Source organism: Winogradskyella sp. (assembly GCF_965228925.1).
GTDB lineage: Bacteria > Bacteroidota > Bacteroidia > Flavobacteriales > Flavobacteriaceae > Winogradskyella.
The window spans coordinates 1,618,463-1,643,240 of sequence record NZ_OZ245845.1; the positions used below are offsets into that span (position 1 = coordinate 1,618,463).

A 24,778-nucleotide genomic window follows, 5' to 3' on the forward strand; every position below is an offset into this window, starting at 1 on the left:
AGCACAATGGCTATGGTATAAATAATAATGACTAAATACTGTAAATAAATCACTTAAAGCTGTATTTAAATATCCATGTCAGGATTTTTATGCCTGCAAATATAGCACCTTTTATGGTTCCTGAAACTTTTGAGACGCCTATTCTATTTCGATAGTTTACGGGAATTTCCCTGTAACTCAATTTTTGCTTAAGGGCTTTTAACTGCATTTCTACCGTCCATCCATAAGTCTTATCCTCCATTTTAAGACCCAATAATTTGTCGTACTTAATGGCTCTAAAGGGCCCTAGATCCGTAAATGTAGACCTAAAAAAGAGCTTCATTAAAGCTGTGGCCAACCAGTTGCCAAAAATTTGCGACCCTGTCATGGATCCATTTTCTCGTAATTCTTTGACACGTGCTCCAATGACAAGGTCAACATGCTCTTCAATGATAGGCTGTACGATTTTGATCAATTCTTCAGGGTAATCGCTATAATCTCCATCTAAGAATACGACAATATCTGGTTTATCCTTTTGCTGGGCAATATGGTCCATACCCTTCAAGCAAGCATAGCCATAACCCTTTCTTGGTTCTTTTAAAACCGTAGCACCAGCTTTCCGTGCCCTATCCTCTGTTTGGTCGGTTGAATTATTGCTTACAACAATGATTTCGTCAACTAATTCTGGAATATCATTTATAACCAGAGCAATAGAATCCTCCTCGTTAAAGGCAGGAATGATGACTTTAATTTTCGTCATTAACTTTTTAAATCTGATAAATTATTTTCTTTCTTAAATGACTTTAAGTCCGTCCATTCCTTAATGCGTTTCCCATTTTCGTATTTTATGGCAGAATATAGTTTTTCATTTTTATATTTAAGGCAATAGCCATTTTTTCGATTATTGCTCAGCTGGCATTTATGATTGATTTTTTCATTTTCGTCATAAAACAACCACCAGTTTTGTTTTTTACCATCAACAAAATGACCTTCGGACGTCCTTTTACCATTTGCGCTGTAAAATTGCCAATAGCTGGTGGATTTTCCTAATTTGAAGGCGCCATCTTTTTCCAGTTGACCATTATTGTGATAGAATTTCCAATATCCATTTTCTTTGTCATTTACAAAATGACCTGCTTTGGCGAGTTGACCGTTGCTATGATAAAATCGCCAAAAGTTTGACGCTTTCCCATATTTATAATGGCCTTTATTAGCGAGCTTGCCATTAGGGTGAAACGCTTTCCAATAATGCGTTTTTTGTCCATTTTTATAAAGCCCTTCTTCTTTTAATTGTTTGTTGGAATGATAGAATCTCCAATAGCCCGTTCGTTTGTCATTGTCGTAATGACCTTCCTCAGAAAGCGTATTGTTCTTGTAGATTTTCCAGTAACCTGATTTTAACCCTTCGGTGTAGCGCCCTTGTTTTATAAGATGACCATCGGCATTATAAAATTTCCAATAGCCAACCCTTTTATCATTTTTAAAATTACCTACTTCAGAAAGCTGTCCGTTGTTGTGATAGAATTTCCAGTAATCGATTTTCTGATTATTTTCGATCCAACCTTCGGAATGCAAACCGCCATTTTGCGCCACCGCTGAAGCTTTAGGCGACATGCGGTCAGATGCATTTTTTTGGTAGCGCTTTTGTCCAAAAGCAAAGGTCGATACTAAAAGGAAAACAATAATTAATCGCATTAATTTTGATTTATAAATACTGTTGAAAGTATTTTGCGCTTAGTTTTTTATGCACTGGCGCAATGGAATTTGTCCGATAATTAATGCCTTAGACGTTATTGTCGTTAAGAACTAACAATAAGTTTTATTTAATATGACTGCAAATAGAAGCTATGTGCGCCGTTTCGGTTCCACAACAGCCTCCATAAACCGATAGTTTAGGTAGGTGACGTTTTATTTTAGAGTACCATCGGCCAAGCTCCAATACGTCTCTTCTATCTAAAGAAGTAGCTTCGTCGAGTTCAGCATGACTTTTGCAAGACGCATTAGCACGAATGCCCTGGATTCTATATTTCCACTCAGAATCGACAAGTATTTGATTAAAGAAATGGGATGGATGGGCACAATTGATCATGTAATATAGAGGGTAGCTGTCAGTCTCGGAATCAATTTTGTTAATGGCTTTGCTCAAGGATTCGCCACTCGGTAAGGATCCATGGGTTTCGACGGTAAAAGAGATGACTACAGGAATATTTGATGTCATTGCAGCTTGAGTTATTCCCAGTGCTTCAGGAATATTAGTCATAGTCAGTGCGGTCGTAAGATCTGCTCCAGCCTTTTTAAAGGCATCGACTTGTAATGAATGATACGTCTTCGCCGTTTCAACAGACATTATTTTATTTACCTCATAAGTATCATGCCTAGGGCCAATTTGTCCACTTATTAAAATTGTCTTTATATCATTATTATACTTGGCCTTGATACCTTCTAATAGGCTTATGGCTTTTTGATTGACCTCAATAAGATCATTTTCATTATAGCCAAGCGTATAACCCCAATCTTTATTGGCTCGCCAAGTTGGGCTCTCTAAAATAAATCCCATTTTGTTTTTTTTGGCGATGTCCAAATAGTCGTAATAATAGCTTTTTAAGGTTGTCGTGTAACTAGGTTTATCCAATAATACAAATGCTGCAAAGTGCGGTAAGTTGATCTTTTTGTTATAGATAAGATCGGTCTCTAAACCACCATCGGTGAGGATGGTGGTTGTATTTATGGTCTGTTTTAGAGATGCCGTCATTTTATGATTTTGCCTTATTAATATCCTTAAAGCTTAACATTTCGATAATCTTAGATGATGCCCCGTCATAGAAACCAGTATCGTGTTCGTAACCTTTAGGATTTTTAAAGGATCCAAAAATGATGTCGAATATGGGAAGATCAGAATAGTTATGCTTATGGATACCTTTTGCATGGTGTACCGTATGACTCTCTGGTCTTTGAATAATGTAACCCAACCATTGCGGTGTTTTTATATTGGTGTGTTGAAAAATGCCTAAAAACATGGTTGTAAGCAGCATTATGGTCACAGCCTGAGGAGTAACACCTATTAATAGCGCTAAACAGATGCTTCCTAAGAATGTAAATCCAATCATGTCAAAAAGGCTAAAGTAAAAAGCGCCATAGGTATCCATTCGTTCAGAACTATGGTGCATTTGATGAAATACACGCCATAGAAAATCAGATTTGTGTAAAGCACGGTGCCAGATAAATACACCAAACTCGTACACTAATACGGCAAAAATACCTCCGCCAATATTCCCTAAACCGGTGAGATCAAAGAGTTGGTACTGAGATAAAAAGGGATCGGTTAAAAGTGGTAGGTAAGATGACAAGAAAAAGAAAACAGCGAAAGAGGTTAAACCTTTTAGTTTCCAGTTTTTGACTTTTGGTAATACTTTAGCTGGGAATAAGGCCTCCCAGATAATTAATAGCGCATATATTGCTAAGGCAATTAGTGAAATGGGGTCTAATAAAATTTCGATAGGTGTCGGCATAATTAATTTAATTTTGATTAATGAAATTTGCGTTTACCTATATGACGTAAGTTATAGACTTACAATGTAAGTTGACGAAAAAATTTGAAAGGGAATAAACTTACAACGACCAATTGATGTCATATTCAGGCTGGTACATACAGTAAGTTCCTGTCTTAATTGATTTTGATAAATGTTTTCCTAATTCAGGGTGAAGCGCATCGATTTTTTTTATTGAACTTCGAATGCGCCATGTGACCGCAGAACGCGCTTTTTCGATGGTAGAGCCTACTTTTCTGGCCTTGCCAGATAGACCTATCGCATTAGAAAGGTACTCGAGAATGGAGTCGTATTCTTCTCTGAGAGCGGTAATGCTATGTGTATTGTTCATAGCTTCAGCTTCCTCAATCTCTTGTTGTAATTCTTTAATTCTATTATGATATTGTAGCTTGGCTTTTTGGTCTATAGATTCAGAATTATTGCTTTCATCAATGCCAGATCCCATTAAATCCAAACAGTGAAATTCTTTATTGGGTTCATTCAAAAATTTATAGATGTCATGAAATCCTTTGGCATCTTTAACATTAGCCACGCTACCTTTATATGAAATCGTCCAGAAATTACCGTTTAAGATAAATGAGGCTTCGGGACTTGTTGCAACAATATTAGAACTAGACGCATTATGTAGGTTTTTTTCTGAGCGAAGAAAATCGACCATTTGATATAAATAGTTTTTTCCTTTATAAGGATTTACAATTATAAGCCAATCAAGAGCCTCTTCCTCCAACGGTTTTTTGCCCGAATAGACAAAAGTTTTAAATTGTTCTAAGTAAATCTTCCAGCATCTTCGGACATTTTCGTAGTCCTTAAGCTGCAAATATGAGGCAGCAATAAAAGCTGGAAAATCAGTCCACGCATCATAGTCTACTTTTTTACTTAGCTCAATGCTTTTTTTGAAGTCACCAATTTCTAAATAATAAATGGCGCCATGAGCATAATAATGATCCGTATGTAGAGGGTTGAGCTTAGTGGCTTTTTCATAGAGCGCAACAGCTTCGTTGGCATATCCTAGGAACATTAACGAAAAGGCAACCCTTAGCAAATGCCCAGCATCATTGGCATTCATACGTAAAGATTTCCTTAAGAAATGCTCGGCTTTTTCGAATTCTCCTAAATACACATAAGTTCTTCCTAGAACGCCTAGGGCAATGTAATCGTTGGGGTCGCTTTCGATGGCCCTTAAAGCAAATTCGTGAGCGCCTTTTTGACTAATTTCCCATCTATCCCATAATAAACAAGACCAAAAATTGAAATAACTCAATGACAATCCGGTGTAAGCAAGCGAAAAGTTGGAATCTATTTCAATAGCTTTATTAAAATATGCTCTTGCTTCAATATCACTCTTAGCGGTACCTTGCTTCAAAATATTCATGCCTAACAGATAGTTTTCATAAGCATGTAGATCTACAGCGTTCTTTTTATAGGAATAGGATAATAAATTGTAGTCTATTTTTTCTTGCAAAAGAGACACAATGTGTTGCACAATATCATCTTGTGTCTCTAATAGTGAATCTAAAGTCTCATTATACTGGTTAGCATAAATGACACTTTTGTCATCAGCTTTTACAAGTTGTATAGAAATTCTAAGAGCTGTATTGTGATAACGGACGCTACCAAAGATTAGATAGTCTGCACCCAATTGTTCTATTTCGAACTCATTAGCCGTATCCTTTATCTGTTGGGTTGAGTATGATGAAATTACGGAAAGCCCGATGAATTTGGAAAAATTCGTAATAAGATCTTCTGTAAAACCAAGAAATAAATTCTCAATTCTTATATCATCGCCACTTACCTGAAAAGGTAAAACAGCAATTGAAATGCTCTTGTTTTTTTGAATATTTTCCAAACCTCATGACTTCAATAGGTCTAAATTAATAATTAAAAATGATAATCATGAATTACTTCTGATTTACAAGTTCCATGAGGTCTACATCATTCCCTAATAAAACTTCTGTTGGATTAATACGTCCTTTCATGCTATCATTCTCTAATTTTAACACGCCTCTAGGACAAACCGCGGCACAAATACCACAACCCACACAACTTGAACGTACAATGTTTTCACCTTTTTGGGCATAATGTCTTACGTCAATTCCCATTTCACAACTGTTAGAACAGTTACCGCACGAGATACATTGTCCACCATTGGTAGTAATCCTGAATTTTGAAAATAAACGTTGTTGGAATCCTAGAATCGCTGCCATAGGGCAACCAAAACGACACCAAGCTCTGCTTCCTAAAATCGGATAGAACCCTGTGCCAATAACCCCAGAAAAAATAGAACCAATGTAGATGCCATAAGCCGATCTTAGGTCGCCAGCTTTAATGTAAAACAACTCATTGGTAGTACCTGTAAAATGCATAATGAGCAAAAGCGCAATAACAGTAAAGAATCCTATGGCGCCATACTTAGCGTCCTTACCTAATTCCTGTCGTTTAAAGTACATAACTCCCGCAAAGACTATGGTAAGAAAAGCGATGACTAAAGTGATAAATAGCCCTCTTGTTAACCAAAAATTGTTGCTGTTATAACCCAAATAGGTGTAAACCATTGCCGTTGTCATAACTACAGAAAATACCAACACCAGGTGAATCAACCAACGTTCTAATTTCCAAGCTGATAGTTTTTTGGACGATAAGTGCCTAAAAGAGTCTCCTGCAGTTTCTGCCAAACCACCGCAACCGCAAACCCAAGAACAGTACCAACGTTTACCAAATTTATAGGTGAGGATAGGTGTAATGACAAAGATGGACAAAATTCCGAATAGGACTAAAGCTAAGCCAATATTGCCATTAGATAAAAACCCTTTAACGGACCATTCGTCAAAAATGTAGTAGTTAAGCGGCCAAATACTTTTTAAGTCATAATAGGGTAAATCGTTATTCATAACATACATGAACTCAGGAATCAAAAAGGCAAAACCTAACTGAAAGAACATGACCGATACCGTTCTTATTTGTTGATAACGGTTATGTCTATATTTCAACATAAACTTATAGCCAAAGGCTAAAATAGCAATGGTATAGAGGGTGCCGTATACAAACCATTGGCTGGCATTTCTGCCACTTAATAATTGACTTAAGGGATCGAAAAGACTTATTAAACCTGTGTTCTCAGCTCCATCCTTACCAAGACCTAAATATTGTGGATAGAAGTATAATACAATATAAAATGTGGTTAAAATAATACCTGCGGCCCAACCCCAAAAGCCTCTCGACGATATAGATTTAAACCATTGACCATCATTCTTAATACCTTCTAGCTTATTTAAATAAGCATTCCTAGAGTAGATGACCGTACCAATAACAATTAAACCTAATGCTAAGGTCAAGAATAACCCTTCATTTGGAAAATTAGTGTTGAAAAGTGCTAAAGTCAATATGAATAGTCCAATAATTCCTATGCCCAAGGCGATTTTTTGTGTTGTGGTAATGTCTAGAGCATCTGGTCTGGCTAATGACATGCTATGATTTAATTTGTTGCTCATTTCTTTTAGTTTTGGGCACTGAGGTTCTCGAAGTGCAAATATTGGTAGCTTCGAGAGCTTCAGCTTCCTGTTTAATTAATCAATTTATATAACTATACGGTTTGTAATTGGTTGTTGTAGGCCGTTAAAATGTCTTTTTCAAATCGCGAATAGAACTCAGGGTCGAAATTAGCTTCCGAGAGATGGTTCATCACATAGTCCATATCGCGTTTTTCTGTCAACCACCTGTCAAAAGTTTCATGTCGCATTCGAATACCAAAGGTGTTAATGCCCAAGAATTCATTCGTGTTTTTATCAAAGGCTACGGTAATGCACTTCGTATCATCACTGTGTTTCCAATGAAAGTGTGCTTCACTGTCTTTTTTAATGCGTTCACTAAATACCCAACCATAAGTTTGATATTCAATGTCCATAAATTTTGCTGAATTAAACCAATGTCCCGGATTGTAGGGTATACGATTACCACAAATGGTCTGCGCTAAAGCTTCACCCATCATTCGACCTGTGTACCAAACCGCCTCTATGGGTCTTCGATTGCCGATAGCTTCATGCTGTTCGGCACAATCCCCAATGGCATAAACATCTGGAATATTAGTTTCGAGATAGCGGTTCACTTTTACACCACGACCAGTTTCTATTTCGGAATCCTTTAGAAAATCGATGTTAGGTGAAACACCAGCTGTTAATCCCACAACTTGACATGGGATTTCTTCCCCAGTTTCCTCAATTATTACCGATTTTACTTTTCCGTTTTCATCGGATTTGATTTCCCTTAAGTTGGTTGAAAGGCGCAAATCAATATGGTGATTTCTAATGTGTCTATTAATCATGGCACTTTCGCCTTCTGGCAATACGCCATTCCAAAAGCTAGATTCGCGTACTAAAAAGGTAACGGGAATACTTCTGCTGTTCAGCATTTCGGCAAGTTCTATACCGATTAAACCACCACCAACAATAACGGCGCGTTGGCACACTTCTTTGTTTGGTGCATATTTTTCAAGGTTTTCTAAGTCTTGTTTATGGTACATTCCCATAACGCCATCCAAGTTTTGCCCTGGCCATCCAAATTTATTAGGCTTACTTCCCGTAGCGATAACCAACTTATCGTAAGTCATAGTTTCGCCATTTGTAAAATGAAGTGCTTTAGAATTGGTGTCTACCTTTTCTACATAACCTGTCTTAAGGTCTATTCGATTCTTTTCCCAAAACCAATTTTCGTAAGGTTGGGTATGCTCAAATTTCATATGACCCATATAGACATACATCAATGCAGTGCGGGAGAAAAAGTATTCGGTTTCAGCAGAAATAATAGTGATTTTTTTATCTGAAAGTTTTCTAATATGCCTAGCTAAGGTAACTCCAGAAATACCATTACCGATAATAACAATGTGTTCCATAATTTTTGCCCGAGAAGCCGGGTAACTTTTGATTGTTAGTGATTGGTCTGTCGCACTTAAAGGTAAGAACTTAATGAGCGTTTTCAATTTAGAAAGAATTTAAATTAACAAGTTCCCTGTAAGGTTTTTGGCTAAAATAAGACGCTGAAAATCTTTTAAAATTCTTGTAAGTCGATCATTTTATGTGCGACCTAAGTGCCGTTAATCAAAATTTTAAACGATGAAACCATACGCATTTTTAATAGCCTTCCTTTTGGCATTGACGAGTAATGCTCAAGATCTAAACAGCTTCTTTACAAAGACGAATACCTTTTTAACTGCCCATGTTAAAAACGGACGAGTAGATTATAAAACCATACACAAGGATCCTTCATCCCTAAACGAACTTCTTAATATTGCGAAAGGGATTTCGGTAGACGTTTCGGATGCAAAAGCGTATCAAGCGTTTTGGATCAATGCTTACAATCTTTCCGTTATTAAAGGTATTATAGATCATTATCCAACAAAGTCGCCGCTTGACCATAAAGGGTTTTTCGATAAAACAACCTATAGTCTATCGGGTAGAAATATTACACTAAACGATATTGAACATAAGCTACTCAGAGCACAATTTAACGATGCGAGATTTCATTTCGTACTGGTTTGTGGTGCTGTTGGCTGTCCTCCACTGATTAGTGAAGCCTATATGCCCAAGACTTTAAATGAGCAGTTAGAAACCCAAACCAAAATTGCCTTAAATGGAACTTTTTTAAAGGTCAATACTAAAAAGAAAAAAGTGGAGGCTTCAGAAATTATGAAGTGGTACAAAGAAGACTTTACTATGAATGGTAAGAGTGAAATCGACTTTATAAATACATACAGAACAGAAAAAATTCCAGACGGTTATAAACTGAGCTACTTCACTTACAATTGGAATCTAAACAAACAATAAAACTAAATAAACAACCAAATTATAAAACAATGAAAAAGATAAGCATATTAATGATCGCTCTATTAGTCTCTTTAATTGGATTTTCTCAAGAAGATGAAGACACGCAGCGAAGTGTTATACAAGAATTTACGCCTTCAATATTATTGAAAAAAGGGCAATGGGACATCAAATGGTTTAATAACCTGTATACAGAAACCAAGGACTTATTCGGGCCAAACGGAGATGAACAGGATATTCCTAGAAATACCTTCTTTACCTCGACAGTCGATATTTTTACAGGAATCTCGGATAGTAGACGTGTAAATATCGGATTATTATTAGAGTTTCGTTCTAACGTCATTGGCGGGCGAGACGCCTTAGATGTATTTTCTTTTGATGGAGAAGCAGGTACCGCACGTTCTGGGTTCACCTCTTTTGCACCGGCTATAAAATTTAATCCGTTTAAAAATATCGGAAATTTCACGATACAGACTGCATTTCATATTCCCCTAGTAGATAACGAAACTGAACAGGGTGTATTTTTAGATCAATCAGGCTTTATATTTCAGAATCGGTTTTTCTATGATTATAGTTTTGCTGGTGGTGATTGGCAGTTGTTTACTGAACTAAATACAGAATACAATTTTGGGGATCAGGATAGCTTTGCCTATAATAGCCTACGTTTAACACCAGGTGTGTTTTTAAGCTATTTTCCAAGTTCTAAATTTACAATACTGGCTTTGGTTCAGCATTTACAATTAATTTCATTTGGTGGAAATGACCAAGGTTTTAATGATTTTAGCCAAGATGCTACTATCCTAGGAGGTGGCGCCAAGTACCAACTAACAGACGAACTTAATATAGAGTTTTTATATTCAAATTTTGTAAGAGGAAACGATACAGGTTTGGGGCAAACATTTAATATAGGTTTAAGAGCATTATTCTAGGATTTATATAAATTAGGCGTTTATAATGCGTGCTTATGCGAATTTTTAAACGTCTAATTCTCTATGTATCGCTCATAGCATTATCAGCTTGCAGCAATGGACAAGAGGAAAAAATCAACGGAGTCAGTTTCGTGGCTTCACCTAACAAAGCTAATCAATCCCATGTCACACCAGTAGTAAAAATTAATGCTAATTATGCTGCCGTTATGCCATTCGGGTTTATCAAAAATCTAGAACATCCCAATATTATCCATAATACGGATAGACAATGGTTTGGGGAGACGAGAGCAGGAGCAAAGCAGTATATCGAAGAGCTGCGTAAACAAAATATTAAGATTATGGTGAAACCTCAGATTTGGGTGTGGAGAGGTGAGTTTACAGGTGATATTATGATGACATCAGAAACCGATTGGCAAACTTTAGAAGACTCATATACGAGCTTTATTCTCGAATATGCTGAATTGGCTGAGGAAACCAAAGCAGAAATCCTTTGCATAGGCACTGAGCTGGAATTATTTGTAAAGTACAGGCCAGAGTATTGGACGCGCCTCATTAAAGACATTAGAAGCAAATACAGCGGTAAGCTTACCTATGCTGCTAATTGGGATGAATTTAGGCGTACACCATTTTGGGATCAACTGGATTTCATCGGAGTGGATGCCTATTTTCCAGTCAGTGAAGAACAAACACCGACATTTGAAAGATGCATGGAAGGCTGGAAAACTCATAAAGCTATTATTAGTAAGTTGGCAGAAGCGCATAAAAAACCAGTTCTTTTTACAGAATATGGTTATCGAAGTGTCGATTATGCTGGTAAAGCGCCTTGGGTGTCCGATCGCAGCATGGATCAAGTGAATCTTGAAGCACAAGTCAACACGACAAGAGCCCTTTATGAAACGTTTTGGAACGAAGATTGGTTTGCAGGCGGTTTTATCTGGAAATGGTTTATTGCCTATGACAAAGTTGGAGGAGAAGATAACCCCATGTTTACACCTCAAAACAAACCTGTAGAGGACGTGATTAAAACATATTATAAACAAAGCGAATGAAAAGAATAGTCATAATAGCACTTTTAGCTTTAACCAACAGTTGTGTAAAGAACGAAAGTGTACCCATTGTGTTTGAAGAACTGATCGTACTGGCCAATGATTTGGAGGGCAATCTGTATCAGACCGATGCTATACATGCTTTTGCTGCTAACGACATGTCCAATAATGACCATGTCAATATTTTTGCTGTGGTAGAGGATGGTGCTACCGACATAAAGTTCTATGAAAGTGATTACCCCAATATAGATGCGCAAGATTTCTATAGTTATAGGTTGATGGAGATTCAGCCAACGTTAACCGTCGATGCTAAAGTCAAAGAATTTAGGCATACCTTTCTTAGGGATGAATGGATTATTATGACCTATAAGCATGAAGGTAAAATAAAATTATCTAGCCCAATTAGGATTAATAACCTTTTTCAGCAGACACAATACATTGCGGATATTGGTATTAATCAAGAACAAAGTGGTATGCCTATATTCGATTGGAATGTCCAGTCTTATGATGATAACGCTTTTTTCTTTGAAATAATGAAGGGTGATACCAGCGAAGTCCTTTCCCTGACATTTACTAACGAGAGCAAGTTTCAATATTTTAATTTAGCTAACGTTACCCTTAACCTTTCTACAGCATCACCACCAGATTTAGTGATAGGGAATGATTATGAGTTTATGGTTTTAGATGTAGGTCTAGACCATTGGATTAATACGGTTTACCACTACAACTTCATCGCTGAGTAATAAAGCTCGAGATTTTCGTAAGGTTACGTATGAGCTACGACAAAGCTTAGGAATAACCATTTCATGAAGCGAATCTTAATCATAATCAGCTTGTTATTGGCGTCATGTTCATCTGATGATACGAACAGTTCTCTAGTAGATAATTCGCTCTCATCATATATTGAGGGTAAAGCTTTTGAGCCCGGAGCTGTTATTGCTTGTTCTGGTAATGATATGGTTAATTCTAATAATGTTGAGATTTATTTTTTTCCAGAAAGCACTTCAGATAATTTTAAACTCTTTCAAACAAATTCGAGCAACCTAGACCCAAATAATTACGCTAATTACGAAGCGTTAGAGATTGCGGATACTCCTTTTTTTAATGGATTTCTTAGAAAATTTGTAGGTTTTTTTGATACTGAGCGTTGGGTGATCGTGTCCTATGAGCTTGACAATGAAATTAAGCTATCTAATCCCATTCGAATTAAACAATTAACCCAGCCCACCTTGTTTTCTGATGCCATAATGATTAATCAGGAGCAATCGCTGATGCCGATGTTTAGCTGGACTATAAACTCTGAAGCTGACAACGCTATATTTTTTCAGGTGGTGTCTACAACAGATGATGATTTAATCTCAGGGACTTACACTTTTGAAAACCAATTTCAATATTATAATACGTCTAATGTTGTACTAAATATTACTGATGGGATACCACCAAATCTAATTTCTGGAGAGACCTATAAATTCACGGTTATGGATGTGAGCGAGGATAATTGGGTTAATCAATTATTTATGACGCAATTTACGGTAGAATGAAAAAGTTGTTGATTATATCTATACTAATCTTTACCGGCGTATATAGTCAAGCCCAAACAGTTACAACAATTGAGATTGAAGGCAATAAACGTACACGCACACGATTTCTTAAGCGATTGGCATTTGTAAAGGAAGGAAGTGTTTTAGATACTGTTCGTGTGGCATCGGATGAAAGACGTTTTAGACTATTACCGTCGGTAGCGAGTGCTTCCTCAAAGATTGAAGAACTAGCTGATGGCAATTATAAAATCACCTATACTGTTGTTGAAAATTTCGCCATCATCCCTGGATTAAATGTGTCTCAAGATGTCAATGACGATTTAGCGTATAGGGTTTCACTTTTTGATTTTAATCTTTTTGGGCAGAACCAGATTCTAGGTGGTTTTTACAGCCGAAACGTGTTCGATTCTTATGGATTCTTCTGGGAAGCGCCTAACCTAATAACCCGGAAATGGGGAATCGGAGTAAATTATCAGAATAATGTACTTCAAGAACCTATATTTCTCGACGATGAAAGCGATGTGAATTACAAATTCGATAGCCAGGCTTTTGAGTTTAGGGTATTTTACGAACATAATTTCAATAATCGCTTTGAGCTAGGGCTTAATATTGCCAAGGAGGACTACGATTTTTTAAATGGTGAACGGCCATCTGATATTCCGGAAGAGCTTAGTTTAAATCGCTTGTCTATCGTAGGAGAGTATGAATATAATAATATTACCAATGAGTTTCAATATGTAGAGGGCTTTCGGAGTATATTCACCTTTAATGTGACTGCTTCTGCGGACGGTGATACGGATTTTTTAAAGAATTCTTTTGTCGGGAGAAATGATTTCGAATATTTTAAGCGCATAGGCGAAGGAGGTAATTGGGCGAATAGATTGCGCCTAGGTTATGCGACCAACACAAGCTCACCTTTTGCACCATTTGCATTAGACAATCAATTAAATATTAGGGGTGTGGGGAATGTGGTTGATCGCGGCACCGCTTCAGTGGTGCTAAATACAGAGTACAGACAGACGCTATATGAAAAGGGTTGGTTCGCATTACAGGGAAACGCTTTTATTGATGCTGGAACATGGCAAGATCCTGGTGGGGAATTCTCAGATTTAATTGAAGGGACAAATGCCAGCTTGTTCTCGGGTCTGGGCCTGCGTTTTATACATAAACGAATCTTTAACGCTGTTTTCCGTATCGATTATGGATTCAGTCTAGGAAAAAAAGCTGACAGTGGAATTGTATTTGGAATAGGTCAGTACTTTTAGTGAGACTCAAAACAAACAAGAGCTTTGCTCGCAGTTTATTTTGCAAGTCGAACTAATCCCGCAGAAGTGCGGGATCTTATATCAAGTATATTGAGACTGATTAAATAGGACTGACGTTAAACATCTGTTGAGCTTTGCTCGCAGTTTGTTTTGTAAGTCGAACTCATCCCGCAGAAGTGCGGGATCCTATATCAAGTATATTGAGACTGATTGAATAGGATTGATGTTAAACACCTGTTGAGCTTTGCTCGCAGTTTGTTTTGTAAGTCGAACTCATCCCGCAGAAGTGCGGGATCCTATGTTAAGTATATCGATTTTATTTAGAGAAAAACTAATAAAAATTATTCAAAAATTTTATGCTAAATACCGATGCTAGTTAATCACTTACGATCCATGTTTTTTTTGTTCTGTGTCTTTATGGCCTTAGGGACGCATGCACAAGAATATGTCGTAGCGGATCTCAAAGTTCAAGGTAACAAGAAGCTAAAATCATCTTTTGTAAAAAAAATAGCATTTATAAAGCCTGGTGTGGCTTTAGATTCTTCGGTTATAGAAGAAGATATTAGATTATTAAAACGCCTACCTTCAATTGCCCATGCCTATTATCAGGTGTTTCCGGCTGAAGAACCCAACGAATACAACGTGTTTTACAATATTGAAGAAAACTTTACGATTATTCCTTCTGCCAATGTCTATACCACAAACGATGACGAATTTGCCTATCGTTTAGGTTTGTACGAGTTCAATTTATTCGGGCAAAATATGGCTTTCGGAGGCTTTTACCAAAAAGATATTTTTGATTCTTATGCCATTAACCTAAGGGCTCCTTTTTTATTTTCCAGAAAGTTGGGGCTCGCCATTAACTATCAAAACCTGACAACGCAAGAACCCGTATTTTTTGATAATACTACGTCAGACTATCGCTATAATAATGAATCGATTGAGTTACTGGGGCTTTATCAATTGAACTTTACAAATCGAGTGGAATTAGGAATTAGCTTTTTTACGGAGGACTATGAGTACCTATTCGGTGCCACCAACCCCAATGTACCACAGGAGCTGGTGGTGGATAAATTGCTTTATAAGGTTATTTATGAATACAATAATCTCAATTATGATTATCAATACGTCGAAGGCTTTAGAAGTATCTTTAACTTTCAATATGTACATTCGAGAAATGACCAGATGTTACCTGATTTTATAATTGGCTGGAATGACTTTCAGTTTTTCAAGCGTTTTGGTAAACGCGGAAATTGGGCTAATCGCTTGCGATTGGGTGTCGCTTCTAATGAAGATACACCATTTGCGCCCTTTGCGGTAGATAACAATTTAAACATTAGAGGCGTAGGGAACCTTATTGATCGTGGTACCGCCGCTATTGTCCTTAATACGGAGTACAGGCACACCCTATATGAAAAAGACTGGTTTGCGTTGCAGGGTAACGCTTTTATCGATGCAGGGAGTTGGCGAAATCCCGGTGGTGACTTCGGTGACTTTGCCGATTCACAAAATTTAAGAGTTTATCCAGGCTTAGGATTGCGATTTATTCACAAAAGAATCTTTAATGCCATTTTTAGAATTGACTATGGAGTGGGTATAACACAAGACTCTACTCAGGGCTTCGTCTTCGGTATTGGTCAGTACTTTTAGTGAGACTCAAAACAAACAAGAGCTGTGCTCGCAGTTTGTTTTGTAAGTCGAACTAATCCCGCAGAAGTGCGGGATCTCCTTTCGATTCTTTCCATGTTAACTACATAAGAAGGTGTCATCGATTTTCTATGGAGTTGCGCTCGCAGTTTGTTTTGCAAGTCGAACTCATCCCGCAGTAGTACGGAATCTCATTTCCAGTATATTAGTATTGATCAAATTCGAATCTACATGAATTTGTGTAATTTAAACGCTAAATATTTTGTGGTTCCATATTTTCGATTTAAATTTGCGTTATAATTACGCAAAAAAATTGTGGGTTATATAAAAATATAAGATGAAAACGGTAACATTATATAGACCAATTGGTGAAAAAGAGTTAGCTCTAATTGCTGAAAGTGGATTTAAAGCATTTCCACCGCGATTAGAGTGGCAACCTATTTTTTATCCGGTTCTAAATGAGGCCTACGCCTGTGAAATCGCGTCTAAGTGGAATACCAATGATGAATTCGGAAACTATTTGGGCTTTGTTACAAAGTTTGATGTTTTAGAAGAAACGTTTTTAAAGTACAAGGTCGAAAATGTTGGCGGAAAACATCATAATGAATTATGGGTTCCTGCTGAAGATTTAGAGCATTTCAATCAAGCCATTGTAAACAGGATTAAAATTATTAAGGTGTTCGTTGGTCCACAATTTAAGAGATTTACCGATGAGTTGTTGATTGACGAATTAAGATATGAATCATCAATCTATGAAACTCGAGTGAATTGTTTTCTTGAGACAAAGTCTAGAAGAATAGTGTCCTTTTCCTCCTTTGATAATAACGACGAATTTCGAGAAGAGGAAAATGATGAAGAAGAGGAATACAAATTAGATTTTGAAATACTGCGAAATCAAGCTGGCTTAATTGATTCAGTTGATGACGCTGTTACATTTATAATTGAAAAGTGTTTGACTGCTAATAAAATTAAAGAGATTAAAGATGAAACTCCTTTAAACCCTATAGAAAAGAGCATTAGATATCATTTCGGTTTAAATATGTTTCTGAGAAATCTATTCTCTAGAATGAAAAATGAAAGACTTAAGAAGTCCATAAATTCATATGAAACATTTTCAAATAATTATGGGGAATTCGGAGAAGGCGTTATAACTAATGCTTTATGGAGAAGATTGCATAATTGTGAATTACAAAATTCATCAAATAGAAATCAGGTAGAAAAGATTAAAGCCCAAATAGATAGCCTTTACGATGATTTTTTTAAGCAAAAGGGGTTAGTAAGGGGTAAGATCACTTTTGAGCAATATGATGACATAGAAAATGAATTGAGAACATATTATGAGAGTAACAATATTTCTGATTTAAACGAGCGTGTGAAGTTATTATCGTACGGTTTTAGTGAAGGCGAAATACAAGAATACTTATCTGTGAGTGATGATGACGATAACTCTTTTTGGGAAAACCACTTTCGTAAAGCTGCTATTCTTGCCAAAGTTCAAGACTATGAAAAGGAAACCTATACAAGGTTACGAGATGATTATATAGAAACGGTAAGCGTAGTAGATAAGCTCATTGAATTAAACAATTTAAACAATGAAAATTAGTCTTATTCAAGGTGATATCACTAAAATTAAAGTCGACGCCATAGTCAATGCAGCAAACTCATCGTTGTTAGGAGGTGGAGGTGTAGACGGAGCTATTCATCGTGCAGGTGGGTCGGCTATACTCGACGAATGCCGAGCCATAAGAAACCGACAGGGGAAATGTAAAACGGGAGAAGCAGTGATTACTACGGCTGGTAATTTACCAGCAATGAAAGTGATTCACACCGTTGGACCTGTTTACAATGGGGGTCATCGATTGGAAAAAGAAAAGCAACTTTTGGCCAATTGTTATAGCAATAGTCTAAAACTAGCTGAGGTCAATAATTTAAAATCAATCGCATTTCCAAACATTAGTACTGGGATTTACCGGTTTCCAAAAGAACTAGCGGCGGAGGTTGCTATTGCTGCAGTTACAAGCTATGAAAGCGACATCGTAGAAGATGTGATTTTTGTCTGCTTCGATGATGAGAATTATCAGATATATAAACAACAACTAAAATGACGTCTCCATGTCGGCATATCAATACTTAGAGCAAAAACGATTTGTGATGAATAGTGAAGAAAGAAAACATAGGGCAAGACAAACACTCGAAATCATTGAAAAAGGATACTATTTCGATACAAATAGACAAAGAATTTTGATCGAAAAAGACATTCAAAATGCTGTAAATGGGTCTTTTTATTTAAATCAAGAGGATCTGAAAGGTTTGAGAACACTAGAAATGAATCCTACGGATTTTAAGACTATTATTGAAATTACTTCAGAAGATTCTTTGAGTGCTATTTTAAGGTTGAATGCCCAAGGGGTAAAGGACATCATGTGCCTTAATTTCGCTTCTGCAAAGAAGCCGGGCGGCGGGTTTTTAAATGGTGCTTTATCTCAAGAAGAAAGTTTGACTATGTCTTCGGGTTTATATCCTACATTAAAAGCAAATTTTGAGTTCTATGAATTACATAGAAAAATGAAATCTTGTATGTACACAGATGCAATGATATACAGTCCGAACGTTCCCGTTTTTAGAAATAACAATGGGGACTTAATTGAGAATTATAGCAAAACAACATTTATAACCTGTGCCGCTGTAAACGCTGGGATTGTTAGGTTCGAAGAACCTAGGAAAGTTAGTTATATCCCTGCAATAATGCAGCAAAGAATCCATAATGTTTTGGCTTTGGCGAAGCATCAGAAACATGAAAATTTAATATTAGGCGCTTGGGGTTGTGGTGTGTTTCAAAATGATCCTAATATGATAGCTGAACTATTTTTTGAGGCTTTAAACGAAAGCTTTAAAGATCAGTTTAGAAAAGTAGTATTCGCCATTTATTCGAAGAATGAAAAGTTCATTCGGGCATTTAAAACTGTATTTGAAAATTAAAAAATGACACTAAATATAAAATCATACAAAGAACAATTAGCTACATGGCCAAAGCAAGGGCATCATATTATGGCACAATACGATGATGAGAAAATCATTGTATACCAGTCGTATCGCCCAGACATAGGGAATTTTGCAGCCCAAAACCAATATTTTGGTGGTGATTTTAGTCTAAATCGCATGACATGGATAAAACCTAATTTCTTGTGGATGATGTATCGCAATGGTTGGGCAACAAAAGTAGGTCAAGAGGTCTGTTTGGCTATTCATCTCAAGCGTGATGCTTTTGAGCGTTATCTAAAACAAGCCGTGTATTCGAGCTATCAATCCGATTTGTATCCTACAAGGGAAGCTTGGCAAGAACAGGTTCAGAATTCCGCTATACGATTGCAATGGGATCCAGATCATGATCCTTATGGGGCAAAACTAGAGCGACGTGCCATACAAATTGGGATTAGAGGTAAGGAAGTTGAGAAGTACGCCAAAGATGATATTCTAGAAATAGAGGATATCACGCCTTTTGTAAAAGAACAATACAAGCATGTGTTGTATAAAGCGTTAGACCATTTAATGATTCCAGAAGAGCATCCCTTGGTATTTAAGAATGAGGATTTAAACAAACAATTACGATTACAATGAAAACATCGAATATACATGCAGCCTTATTTGGTTTGGCCGTTGGCGATGCTTTAGGTGTGCCCGTAGAGTTCAAGTCACGGGACTATCTAAAGCGTTTTCCGGTTACAGATATGCAAGAGTTTGGTACTCATCATCAACCAAAAGGGACTTGGAGTGATGACAGTTCCTTGGCTTTTTGTTTAGCTCATAGTCTGCTTCAAGGTTTTGACTTGAAAGATATAGCCTTAAGATTTACGCAATGGGCATTTTCAGGTTTTTGGACACCTCATGGAAAAGTTTTTGATATTGGAATACAAACTCGAAGCTCAATATATACGCTACAAAAAATACTTAATCAAGAAGATTATGAAGCATTAGAACTATTAAAGTATGAAGCAGATGAGTATACCAACGGAAATGGTTCATTAATGCGGATATTACCACTTTTATTTCATATTAAGGATAAAAACATAAAAGAACAATTTGAAATAATATGGAAAGTTTCTGCATTAACTCATGGACATATTAGAAGTGCAATATCCTGTTTGGTTTATTTAGTTTTTGCCGAGAAAATCATAATAGGTTACTCCATGAAAGAAGCCTATGTTTTGACTCAAAAAGAGATAAAACGATTCTTTATATCAGAAAAAATAGCAGATTATGAAGTGACTAAATTCTCTAGGTTAATTTATAGTGATATCTCAAAGCTGAATGAAAATGAAATTAGTTCAAGTGGTTATGTGCTAGATACTTTAGAAGCAGGTTTTTGGTGCTTACTAACGTCTAGCACTTATAAAGAAACCGTTTTAAAAGCAGTGAATTTAGGAAGTGATACGGATACCACAGGTGCCATAGCAGGAGGTTTGGCAGGATTGATTTATGGATATAATGCTATTCCAGAACATTGGTTAAATGTTTTAGCAAGGAAGGAAGACATCGTAAAATTATGCGATAAACTCACAAAGAAATTATGACACTAAAAATACACGGTTATTCCACCGCATTATTTGCAACTTGGTACTTTATCGAGGAGCTGGGTCTGCTATTTGATGCAGGTGATGGCTTAACATCCCATATGCTTGGCAAAACGGGGAAGATAAGGCATGTCTTTATTTCTCATGCGGATAGAGATCATTTAGGTGGATTGTTGCAATTCAACCAAATGTTCGCTCATAGGCGCCCAGTTATCTATTATCCAAAAGACGCCAACTCGTTTCGCTTTCTCGAAGAATTTACAGGACGATTCGATCCCCATACGTCCGGAACGTTGTGGAATCCTTTAGAAGATGGTAATATGATCAAAATTAAAGCAAACTATAAGGTTCAGAGCTTCGAAAATAAACATATAGATGTACCAGGCCAATTAAAGAGCCTGTCCTATAAAGTCATTGAAACCAAGAATAAGTTGAAGTCGGAGTTTTTAAGCTTATCCCCAAAAGACATCGTGGCTTTAAAGAAAGAGAAAGGAGAGAATTATATCAATGAAGAACAGCATAGAAATGTATTAATCTATTCAGGAGATACACCGGTTTTTGATTATTCAAAGTTTGATCATTGTGAATTGTTAATTCATGAAGCCACATTTCTAAAGAAAGAAGAGCTAGAGAAAGGAAATGATAAAAACAAGCATAGTTCACTAGAAGAAGTCATGGAAATGGTTGCGAATATTTCTATTGAACAATTGATTTTGGGACACTTTTCATCCCGATATGATCAGGACGTTATTGATAAAGAAATAAAAAAGTTAATTGAGTACTATAATATCAAAATTCCAGTATTTAGGCTGCCAATTGGGAAGGCAGAAAGAGATATTTTAAAAGGACAACCTTTAAACTAATGAATAAATGACTATTGAAGATAGATTTGAAGGGTGCATTTTATGTGGAGCTATAGGAGATGCTTGGGGAAGTGCGTATGAAGGTGCCGATCAAAATTTAGAGGATGATTTGTATTATCCATTCGGTATACCTGATGAAATTCAAAAAGTTTGGAGGATTACAGACGATACGCAACTGACCTTGGCAACTATAGACGCTATTACTAATAATGATAAGCTTAAGGCTGAAAATATTGCTGAGGAAATTCTGAAGTTATATAGAACAAAGAAGATAAGAGGGTTAGGAGCGAGTACCTTAAAAGCCTTAGAAGAACTAAATTTTGGAGGCCACTGGAGTCAGGTTGGTAGAAAAGGAGAATACGCTGCTGGAAATGGTGCAGCAATGCGTATTGCACCATTGGCTTTTTTGCCGAACATATCTGACGAACTGATCAGGGAAATTTGTTCCATAACCCATCAGAATGATGAAGCATATATAGGAGCATTAAGTATTGTTAAAGCAATTCGTTTAATTATAGATAATAAATGGACTGGAAAGGAAAATTTGATAAGGCTTATTGTTGAGGGAATTCCAGATTCTAGAGTTAGAGATCGTCTAATTCTGATAGATACCTTAAACGAACTGAATGATATCTGTGGTCTAGGAAACTCAGCTTATGTGGTTGATTCGGTGCCATTAGCTATAGCATTTGCAAGTAGAATTAAAGATTTGGGGGTGAAAGATATGTTTCAGTCAATAATTAATGCAGGAGGTGATACAGATACCAATTGCGCTCTTGCAGGGCAAATAGTAGGAGCCCTAGTGGGAATAAAAGGTATTCCAGAAGAACTAAAGATAAAGTTAGGGGAATTAGAAGACTATGACTGGATCATTTCTAATATTGAAAAATTTAAAAATGAACGAAACAAATAAAAAACGAATCAGCAAATTTCTCAGTTTGGTGTTACGACACCAACCAGAACATATTGGTCTGAACTTAGATAAAAATGGTTGGGCCAAGGTTAATGAACTCATTGAGAAATCGAAAACAAAGCATATCCTTTTTTCATTCCCTGAATTAGAAGCCATTGTTGTCACTAATGACAAACAGCGTTTTGCCTTTAATGCGGATAAAACAAAAATCAGAGCAAATCAAGGCCATTCTCTTATGACGATAGATTTACAATTAGAAGCCATTCAACCACCAGAATTTTTGTATCACGGTACGGTCGCTAAGTTTATTGATTCTATTAGAACTACAGGACTAGAAAAACGCAGTCGACAACATGTACATCTCAGTGAGGATCGGGATACAGCAACAAAAGTTGGAAGCCGACGCGGTTTGCCCATAATTTTAAGTATAAAATCTTTAGAAATGCATAACAAAGGGCATGAATTTTATCGCTCCGAGAATAACGTGTGGCTCACAGACCATGTACCCGTTGCGTTTATAGAATTTCAATAAGATGAAAAAAATAGAATTACATCCACAAGTGTTTGTGATAGAGGATTTCCTCTCTACTAAAGCATGTGCGGATTATATAGAAAAGGCCGAATTACAAACTTTTGAAGCCGCTAAAATTAATATGCAGGGCCAACAAGTCATGAATAAAATGGTACGTAACAACGATCGATTGCTATTCTTTGATGACAACTTGGCCGAGGAACTATGGCTAAAATTAAAACCTTTTGTGCCTGCTTCATTTGGTAGGAGTAAGGCCATAGGTCTTAATGAGATGTTTAGGATTTACAGATACGATGTTGGTCAGCGCTTTAAGATGCACAGAGATGGTAGCTACGAACGTAACGCCACCGAGTTTAGTGTGTTGTCGTTTTTGATTTATTTAAACGAGGATTTCGAAGGTGGCGAGACCGAATTTAGAAGAATTACGACAGTGAAGCCAAAAACAGGGATGGCATTGTTATTTCATCATCCGATGCGGCACGAAGGTAAAGAGATACAATCAGGTACAAAGTATGTACTTCGTACCGATGTTATGTATAAATTGGTTAAAGAATGAAAGCTATAAAAGAAATAATCAACGAGGGTCTACAAAGGCAGCGAAGAAATAATATCACTTTTTTAACTGGTGCTGGGATCTCTTCGGCTAGTGGTATACCGACATACAGAGGTGTTGACGGTATTTGGATTAAAGGGACTAAGTTTTATAAGCCCGAATCTTTTGGAACATTTATGCATTTTCACCATCATCCTAAAGAGGTTTGGCAGTATACTTTTTTTAGAAAGAAGATGTTTGCTGAGGCCACTCCCAATTCAGCACATTACGACTTAGTAGATATTGAAAAACTACTTCAAGAGCGGTTTCATTTAATAACACAAAACATTGATTATTTACATCAGAGAGCAGGCTCAAAGAACATTTACGAGATCCATGGGAATTTGAGGGAGATGCGATGTTCTGATGAGTGTTCAAAAGCGGTGTATAGTATGCCTGAAGAAATTCCGCTAAAAGCCCATGACGAGGATTTAACATCAGATGAAATGGGACTTTTGGTTTGTCCTAAATGTGGTGAAATCACTAGACCAAATATCTTGTGGTTTGATGAGTGTTATAATGAGAGAAATTTTAAATTAGACACGACGCTTCGAATTGCAAAAAATACAAGTCTATTAATGATTTTAGGAAGCTCGGGCGCTACAAATTTGCCGAATAAATTAGTGCAACAGACCTTGCGATATGGAGGTTTTGTGATTGATGTTAACTTAGAAGATAATATGTTCACAGAGAATTTTAAGGATAAAAAAAATTATCACTCTTATAGAGCAACCGTTTCCGAATTTTTAAAAGTCTTTAATGAAGAGTTGGAAAGATATGAAACAGCATAGAACGATAGCCATAGGCGATATCCATGGAGGACTAAGAGCCTTGACCCAAATATTAGAACGTGCTCAAGTCACAGAAGATGATACCCTTATTTTTTTAGGGGACTATGTGGATGGTTGGAGCGAATCGGCCCAGGTTATCGAGCGCTTAATGGCATTGTCTAAAACCAATACATGTATCTTTATAAAGGGCAATCATGATGTGTGGTGCGAACATTGGTTAGCCGATGGGACTATTAATGACGTTTGGTATCTGCACGGGGGCAAAGAAACGATTGCTAGTTATGAGGGCTTTAGTGAAGACCAAAAACGAACACATCTCAACTTTTTTGAATATATGCCTTTATATCATTTAGACGATGATAAACGCCTATTTCTTCATGCCGGCTTTACCTCTATGCATGGTGTAGAAAGAGAGGTCCGTCGAGAGACCTTTTACTACGACAGAACCCTTTGGGAAATGGCTTTGATTATGGACAAGCGCATCGCAAAAAATTCAGAATTATATCCTAACCGGTTAAAGCACTATAAGGAAATTTATATCGGTCATACACCCACACTCAATTATCGCAGATACGAGCCTATGAATGCCATTAATGTTTGGAATGTAGATACAGGCGCCGCTTTTACGGGAAGATTATCGGCTATAGATATCGATACAAAAGCGATTTTTCAGAGCGATATGTTACCCGATTTATATCCGAACGAAAAAGGACGAAATAGATAACAAGGGTTTTAATACGAACTATAG

Annotated in this window: 25 protein-coding genes; 18 read left to right on the forward strand and 7 right to left on the reverse strand. The window is 36.8% G+C overall.

Annotated features, from left to right (window positions below; translation table 11 throughout):
• Positions 1 to 49: 49 nt before the first annotated feature.
• The 7 genes from ACO052_RS06645 to ACO052_RS06675 form a co-directional block, all read right to left on the reverse strand.
• Positions 50 to 739: a glycosyltransferase family 2 protein gene (locus ACO052_RS06645; protein WP_422107222.1), complete on the reverse strand. Its 690-nt coding sequence runs from the start codon at positions 737 to 739 to the stop codon at positions 50 to 52.
• On the reverse strand, positions 739 to 1,674 hold the full coding sequence (locus tag ACO052_RS06650; protein WP_422107223.1) for a toxin-antitoxin system YwqK family antitoxin: 936 nt from the start codon (positions 1,672 to 1,674) through the stop codon (positions 739 to 741). The genes ACO052_RS06645 and ACO052_RS06650 overlap by 1 nt, the downstream gene beginning before the upstream one ends.
• A 124-nt stretch (positions 1,675 to 1,798) precedes the next feature.
• The gene (locus tag ACO052_RS06655; protein ID WP_422107224.1) at positions 1,799 to 2,731 is read right to left on the reverse strand and encodes a homocysteine S-methyltransferase family protein; all 933 of its coding nucleotides are present in this window, start codon (positions 2,729 to 2,731) and stop codon (positions 1,799 to 1,801) included.
• 1 nt (position 2,732) lies between these two features.
• Positions 2,733 to 3,488 carry a sterol desaturase family protein gene (locus ACO052_RS06660; RefSeq protein WP_422107225.1) on the reverse strand — a complete coding sequence of 252 codons (756 nt, stop codon included), beginning with the start codon at positions 3,486 to 3,488 and terminating at the stop codon, positions 2,733 to 2,735.
• Between the two features lie 100 nt (positions 3,489 to 3,588).
• Positions 3,589 to 5,373 (reverse strand): tetratricopeptide repeat protein, encoded by a 1,785-nt coding sequence (locus tag ACO052_RS06665; protein ID WP_422107226.1) that lies wholly within the window; start codon positions 5,371 to 5,373, stop codon positions 3,589 to 3,591.
• Between the two features lie 52 nt (positions 5,374 to 5,425).
• Complete coding sequence (locus ACO052_RS06670) at positions 5,426 to 7,015, reverse strand: 4Fe-4S binding protein (RefSeq protein ID WP_422107227.1); 1,590 nt, start codon at positions 7,013 to 7,015, stop codon at positions 5,426 to 5,428.
• A gap of 92 nt (positions 7,016 to 7,107) precedes the next feature.
• Positions 7,108 to 8,412, reverse strand: a complete 1,305-nt coding sequence (locus ACO052_RS06675) for an NAD(P)/FAD-dependent oxidoreductase (RefSeq protein WP_422107228.1) — start codon at positions 8,410 to 8,412, stop codon at positions 7,108 to 7,110.
• Positions 8,413 to 8,632: 220 nt separating this feature from the next.
• On the opposite strand from ACO052_RS06675, the gene ACO052_RS06680 reads away from it, so the two are divergent.
• From ACO052_RS06680 to ACO052_RS06765, 18 genes are all read left to right on the forward strand, one after another.
• Entirely contained in the window at positions 8,633 to 9,343 is a 711-nt protein-coding gene (locus ACO052_RS06680) for a DUF547 domain-containing protein (protein ID WP_422107229.1), read from the forward strand.
• 29 nt (positions 9,344 to 9,372) lie between these two features.
• Positions 9,373 to 10,269, forward strand: a complete 897-nt coding sequence (locus tag ACO052_RS06685) for a hypothetical protein (RefSeq protein WP_422107230.1) — start codon at positions 9,373 to 9,375, stop codon at positions 10,267 to 10,269.
• Positions 10,270 to 10,304: 35 nt separating this feature from the next.
• The gene (locus ACO052_RS06690; protein ID WP_422107231.1) at positions 10,305 to 11,318 is read left to right on the forward strand and encodes a glycoside hydrolase family 113; all 1,014 of its coding nucleotides are present in this window, start codon (positions 10,305 to 10,307) and stop codon (positions 11,316 to 11,318) included.
• A complete protein-coding gene (locus ACO052_RS06695) occupies positions 11,315 to 12,058 on the forward strand; it encodes a hypothetical protein (protein ID WP_422107232.1) in 744 nt (247 codons plus the stop codon). The genes ACO052_RS06690 and ACO052_RS06695 overlap by 4 nt, the downstream gene beginning before the upstream one ends.
• Before the next feature lie 63 nt (positions 12,059 to 12,121).
• Positions 12,122 to 12,856, forward strand: coding sequence for a hypothetical protein (locus ACO052_RS06700; protein WP_422107233.1), 735 nt, complete (start codon positions 12,122 to 12,124; stop codon positions 12,854 to 12,856).
• Complete coding sequence (locus ACO052_RS06705; protein WP_422107234.1) at positions 12,853 to 14,121, forward strand: hypothetical protein; 1,269 nt, start codon at positions 12,853 to 12,855, stop codon at positions 14,119 to 14,121. The genes ACO052_RS06700 and ACO052_RS06705 overlap by 4 nt, the downstream gene beginning before the upstream one ends.
• 393 nt (positions 14,122 to 14,514) lie before the next feature.
• A complete protein-coding gene (locus ACO052_RS06710; RefSeq protein ID WP_422107235.1) occupies positions 14,515 to 15,771 on the forward strand; it encodes a POTRA domain-containing protein in 1,257 nt (418 codons plus the stop codon).
• 334 nt (positions 15,772 to 16,105) lie between these two features.
• Positions 16,106 to 17,371: a hypothetical protein gene (locus ACO052_RS06715; protein ID WP_422107236.1), complete on the forward strand. Its 1,266-nt coding sequence runs from the start codon at positions 16,106 to 16,108 to the stop codon at positions 17,369 to 17,371.
• Complete coding sequence (locus ACO052_RS06720) at positions 17,361 to 17,873, forward strand: O-acetyl-ADP-ribose deacetylase (RefSeq protein ID WP_422107237.1); 513 nt, start codon at positions 17,361 to 17,363, stop codon at positions 17,871 to 17,873. Before ACO052_RS06715 ends, ACO052_RS06720 begins: the two co-directional genes overlap by 11 nt.
• Before the next feature lie 7 nt (positions 17,874 to 17,880).
• Positions 17,881 to 18,747, forward strand: a complete 867-nt coding sequence (locus ACO052_RS06725; RefSeq protein ID WP_422107238.1) for a TIGR02452 family protein — start codon at positions 17,881 to 17,883, stop codon at positions 18,745 to 18,747.
• Between the two features lie 3 nt (positions 18,748 to 18,750).
• A complete protein-coding gene (locus tag ACO052_RS06730; RefSeq protein WP_422107239.1) occupies positions 18,751 to 19,386 on the forward strand; it encodes a DUF4291 domain-containing protein in 636 nt (211 codons plus the stop codon).
• Positions 19,383 to 20,339, forward strand: a complete 957-nt coding sequence (locus ACO052_RS06735; RefSeq protein WP_422107240.1) for an ADP-ribosylglycohydrolase family protein — start codon at positions 19,383 to 19,385, stop codon at positions 20,337 to 20,339. Before ACO052_RS06730 ends, ACO052_RS06735 begins: the two co-directional genes overlap by 4 nt.
• Positions 20,336 to 21,202: an MBL fold metallo-hydrolase gene (locus ACO052_RS06740; protein WP_422107241.1), complete on the forward strand. Its 867-nt coding sequence runs from the start codon at positions 20,336 to 20,338 to the stop codon at positions 21,200 to 21,202. The genes ACO052_RS06735 and ACO052_RS06740 overlap by 4 nt, the downstream gene beginning before the upstream one ends.
• 7 nt (positions 21,203 to 21,209) lie before the next feature.
• Positions 21,210 to 22,115, forward strand: coding sequence for an ADP-ribosylglycohydrolase family protein (locus tag ACO052_RS06745; RefSeq protein ID WP_422107242.1), 906 nt, complete (start codon positions 21,210 to 21,212; stop codon positions 22,113 to 22,115).
• Positions 22,099 to 22,647: an RNA 2'-phosphotransferase gene (locus ACO052_RS06750; protein ID WP_422107243.1), complete on the forward strand. Its 549-nt coding sequence runs from the start codon at positions 22,099 to 22,101 to the stop codon at positions 22,645 to 22,647. The genes ACO052_RS06745 and ACO052_RS06750 overlap by 17 nt, the downstream gene beginning before the upstream one ends.
• 1 nt (position 22,648) lies before the next feature.
• Positions 22,649 to 23,203 (forward strand): 2OG-Fe(II) oxygenase, encoded by a 555-nt coding sequence (locus ACO052_RS06755; RefSeq protein ID WP_422107244.1) that lies wholly within the window; start codon positions 22,649 to 22,651, stop codon positions 23,201 to 23,203.
• Positions 23,200 to 24,030: an SIR2 family NAD-dependent protein deacylase gene (locus ACO052_RS06760; RefSeq protein ID WP_422107245.1), complete on the forward strand. Its 831-nt coding sequence runs from the start codon at positions 23,200 to 23,202 to the stop codon at positions 24,028 to 24,030. Before ACO052_RS06755 ends, ACO052_RS06760 begins: the two co-directional genes overlap by 4 nt.
• Entirely contained in the window at positions 23,999 to 24,754 is a 756-nt protein-coding gene (locus tag ACO052_RS06765; protein WP_422107246.1) for a metallophosphoesterase family protein, read from the forward strand. The genes ACO052_RS06760 and ACO052_RS06765 overlap by 32 nt, the downstream gene beginning before the upstream one ends.
• The last annotated feature ends 24 nt before the right edge of the window (positions 24,755 to 24,778 follow it).

Coding starts and splice junctions, on each gene's coding strand:
- ACO052_RS06740 (WP_422107241.1), top strand. CDS start 20,336: ATGACACTAAAAATACACGGTTATTCCACCGCATTATTTGCAACTTGG.
- ACO052_RS06660 (WP_422107225.1), bottom strand. CDS start 3,488: ATGCCGACACCTATCGAAATTTTATTAGACCCCATTTCACTAATTGCC.
- ACO052_RS06650 (WP_422107223.1), bottom strand. CDS start 1,674: ATGCGATTAATTATTGTTTTCCTTTTAGTATCGACCTTTGCTTTTGGA.
- ACO052_RS06685 (WP_422107230.1), top strand. CDS start 9,373: ATGAAAAAGATAAGCATATTAATGATCGCTCTATTAGTCTCTTTAATT.
- ACO052_RS06675 (WP_422107228.1), bottom strand. CDS start 8,412: ATGGAACACATTGTTATTATCGGTAATGGTATTTCTGGAGTTACCTTA.
- ACO052_RS06735 (WP_422107240.1), top strand. CDS start 19,383: ATGAAAACATCGAATATACATGCAGCCTTATTTGGTTTGGCCGTTGGC.
- ACO052_RS06690 (WP_422107231.1), top strand. CDS start 10,305: ATGCGAATTTTTAAACGTCTAATTCTCTATGTATCGCTCATAGCATTA.
- ACO052_RS06760 (WP_422107245.1), top strand. CDS start 23,200: ATGAAAGCTATAAAAGAAATAATCAACGAGGGTCTACAAAGGCAGCGA.
- ACO052_RS06655 (WP_422107224.1), bottom strand. CDS start 2,731: ATGACGGCATCTCTAAAACAGACCATAAATACAACCACCATCCTCACC.
- ACO052_RS06695 (WP_422107232.1), top strand. CDS start 11,315: ATGAAAAGAATAGTCATAATAGCACTTTTAGCTTTAACCAACAGTTGT.
- ACO052_RS06745 (WP_422107242.1), top strand. CDS start 21,210: ATGACTATTGAAGATAGATTTGAAGGGTGCATTTTATGTGGAGCTATA.
- ACO052_RS06750 (WP_422107243.1), top strand. CDS start 22,099: ATGAACGAAACAAATAAAAAACGAATCAGCAAATTTCTCAGTTTGGTG.
- ACO052_RS06705 (WP_422107234.1), top strand. CDS start 12,853: ATGAAAAAGTTGTTGATTATATCTATACTAATCTTTACCGGCGTATAT.
- ACO052_RS06670 (WP_422107227.1), bottom strand. CDS start 7,015: ATGAGCAACAAATTAAATCATAGCATGTCATTAGCCAGACCAGATGCT.
- ACO052_RS06755 (WP_422107244.1), top strand. CDS start 22,649: ATGAAAAAAATAGAATTACATCCACAAGTGTTTGTGATAGAGGATTTC.
- ACO052_RS06645 (WP_422107222.1), bottom strand. CDS start 739: ATGACGAAAATTAAAGTCATCATTCCTGCCTTTAACGAGGAGGATTCT.
- ACO052_RS06730 (WP_422107239.1), top strand. CDS start 18,751: ATGACACTAAATATAAAATCATACAAAGAACAATTAGCTACATGGCCA.
- ACO052_RS06715 (WP_422107236.1), top strand. CDS start 16,106: ATGAAAACGGTAACATTATATAGACCAATTGGTGAAAAAGAGTTAGCT.
- ACO052_RS06680 (WP_422107229.1), top strand. CDS start 8,633: ATGAAACCATACGCATTTTTAATAGCCTTCCTTTTGGCATTGACGAGT.
- ACO052_RS06700 (WP_422107233.1), top strand. CDS start 12,122: ATGAAGCGAATCTTAATCATAATCAGCTTGTTATTGGCGTCATGTTCA.
- ACO052_RS06710 (WP_422107235.1), top strand. CDS start 14,515: ATGTTTTTTTTGTTCTGTGTCTTTATGGCCTTAGGGACGCATGCACAA.
- ACO052_RS06725 (WP_422107238.1), top strand. CDS start 17,881: ATGTCGGCATATCAATACTTAGAGCAAAAACGATTTGTGATGAATAGT.
- ACO052_RS06765 (WP_422107246.1), top strand. CDS start 23,999: ATGAAGAGTTGGAAAGATATGAAACAGCATAGAACGATAGCCATAGGC.
- ACO052_RS06720 (WP_422107237.1), top strand. CDS start 17,361: ATGAAAATTAGTCTTATTCAAGGTGATATCACTAAAATTAAAGTCGAC.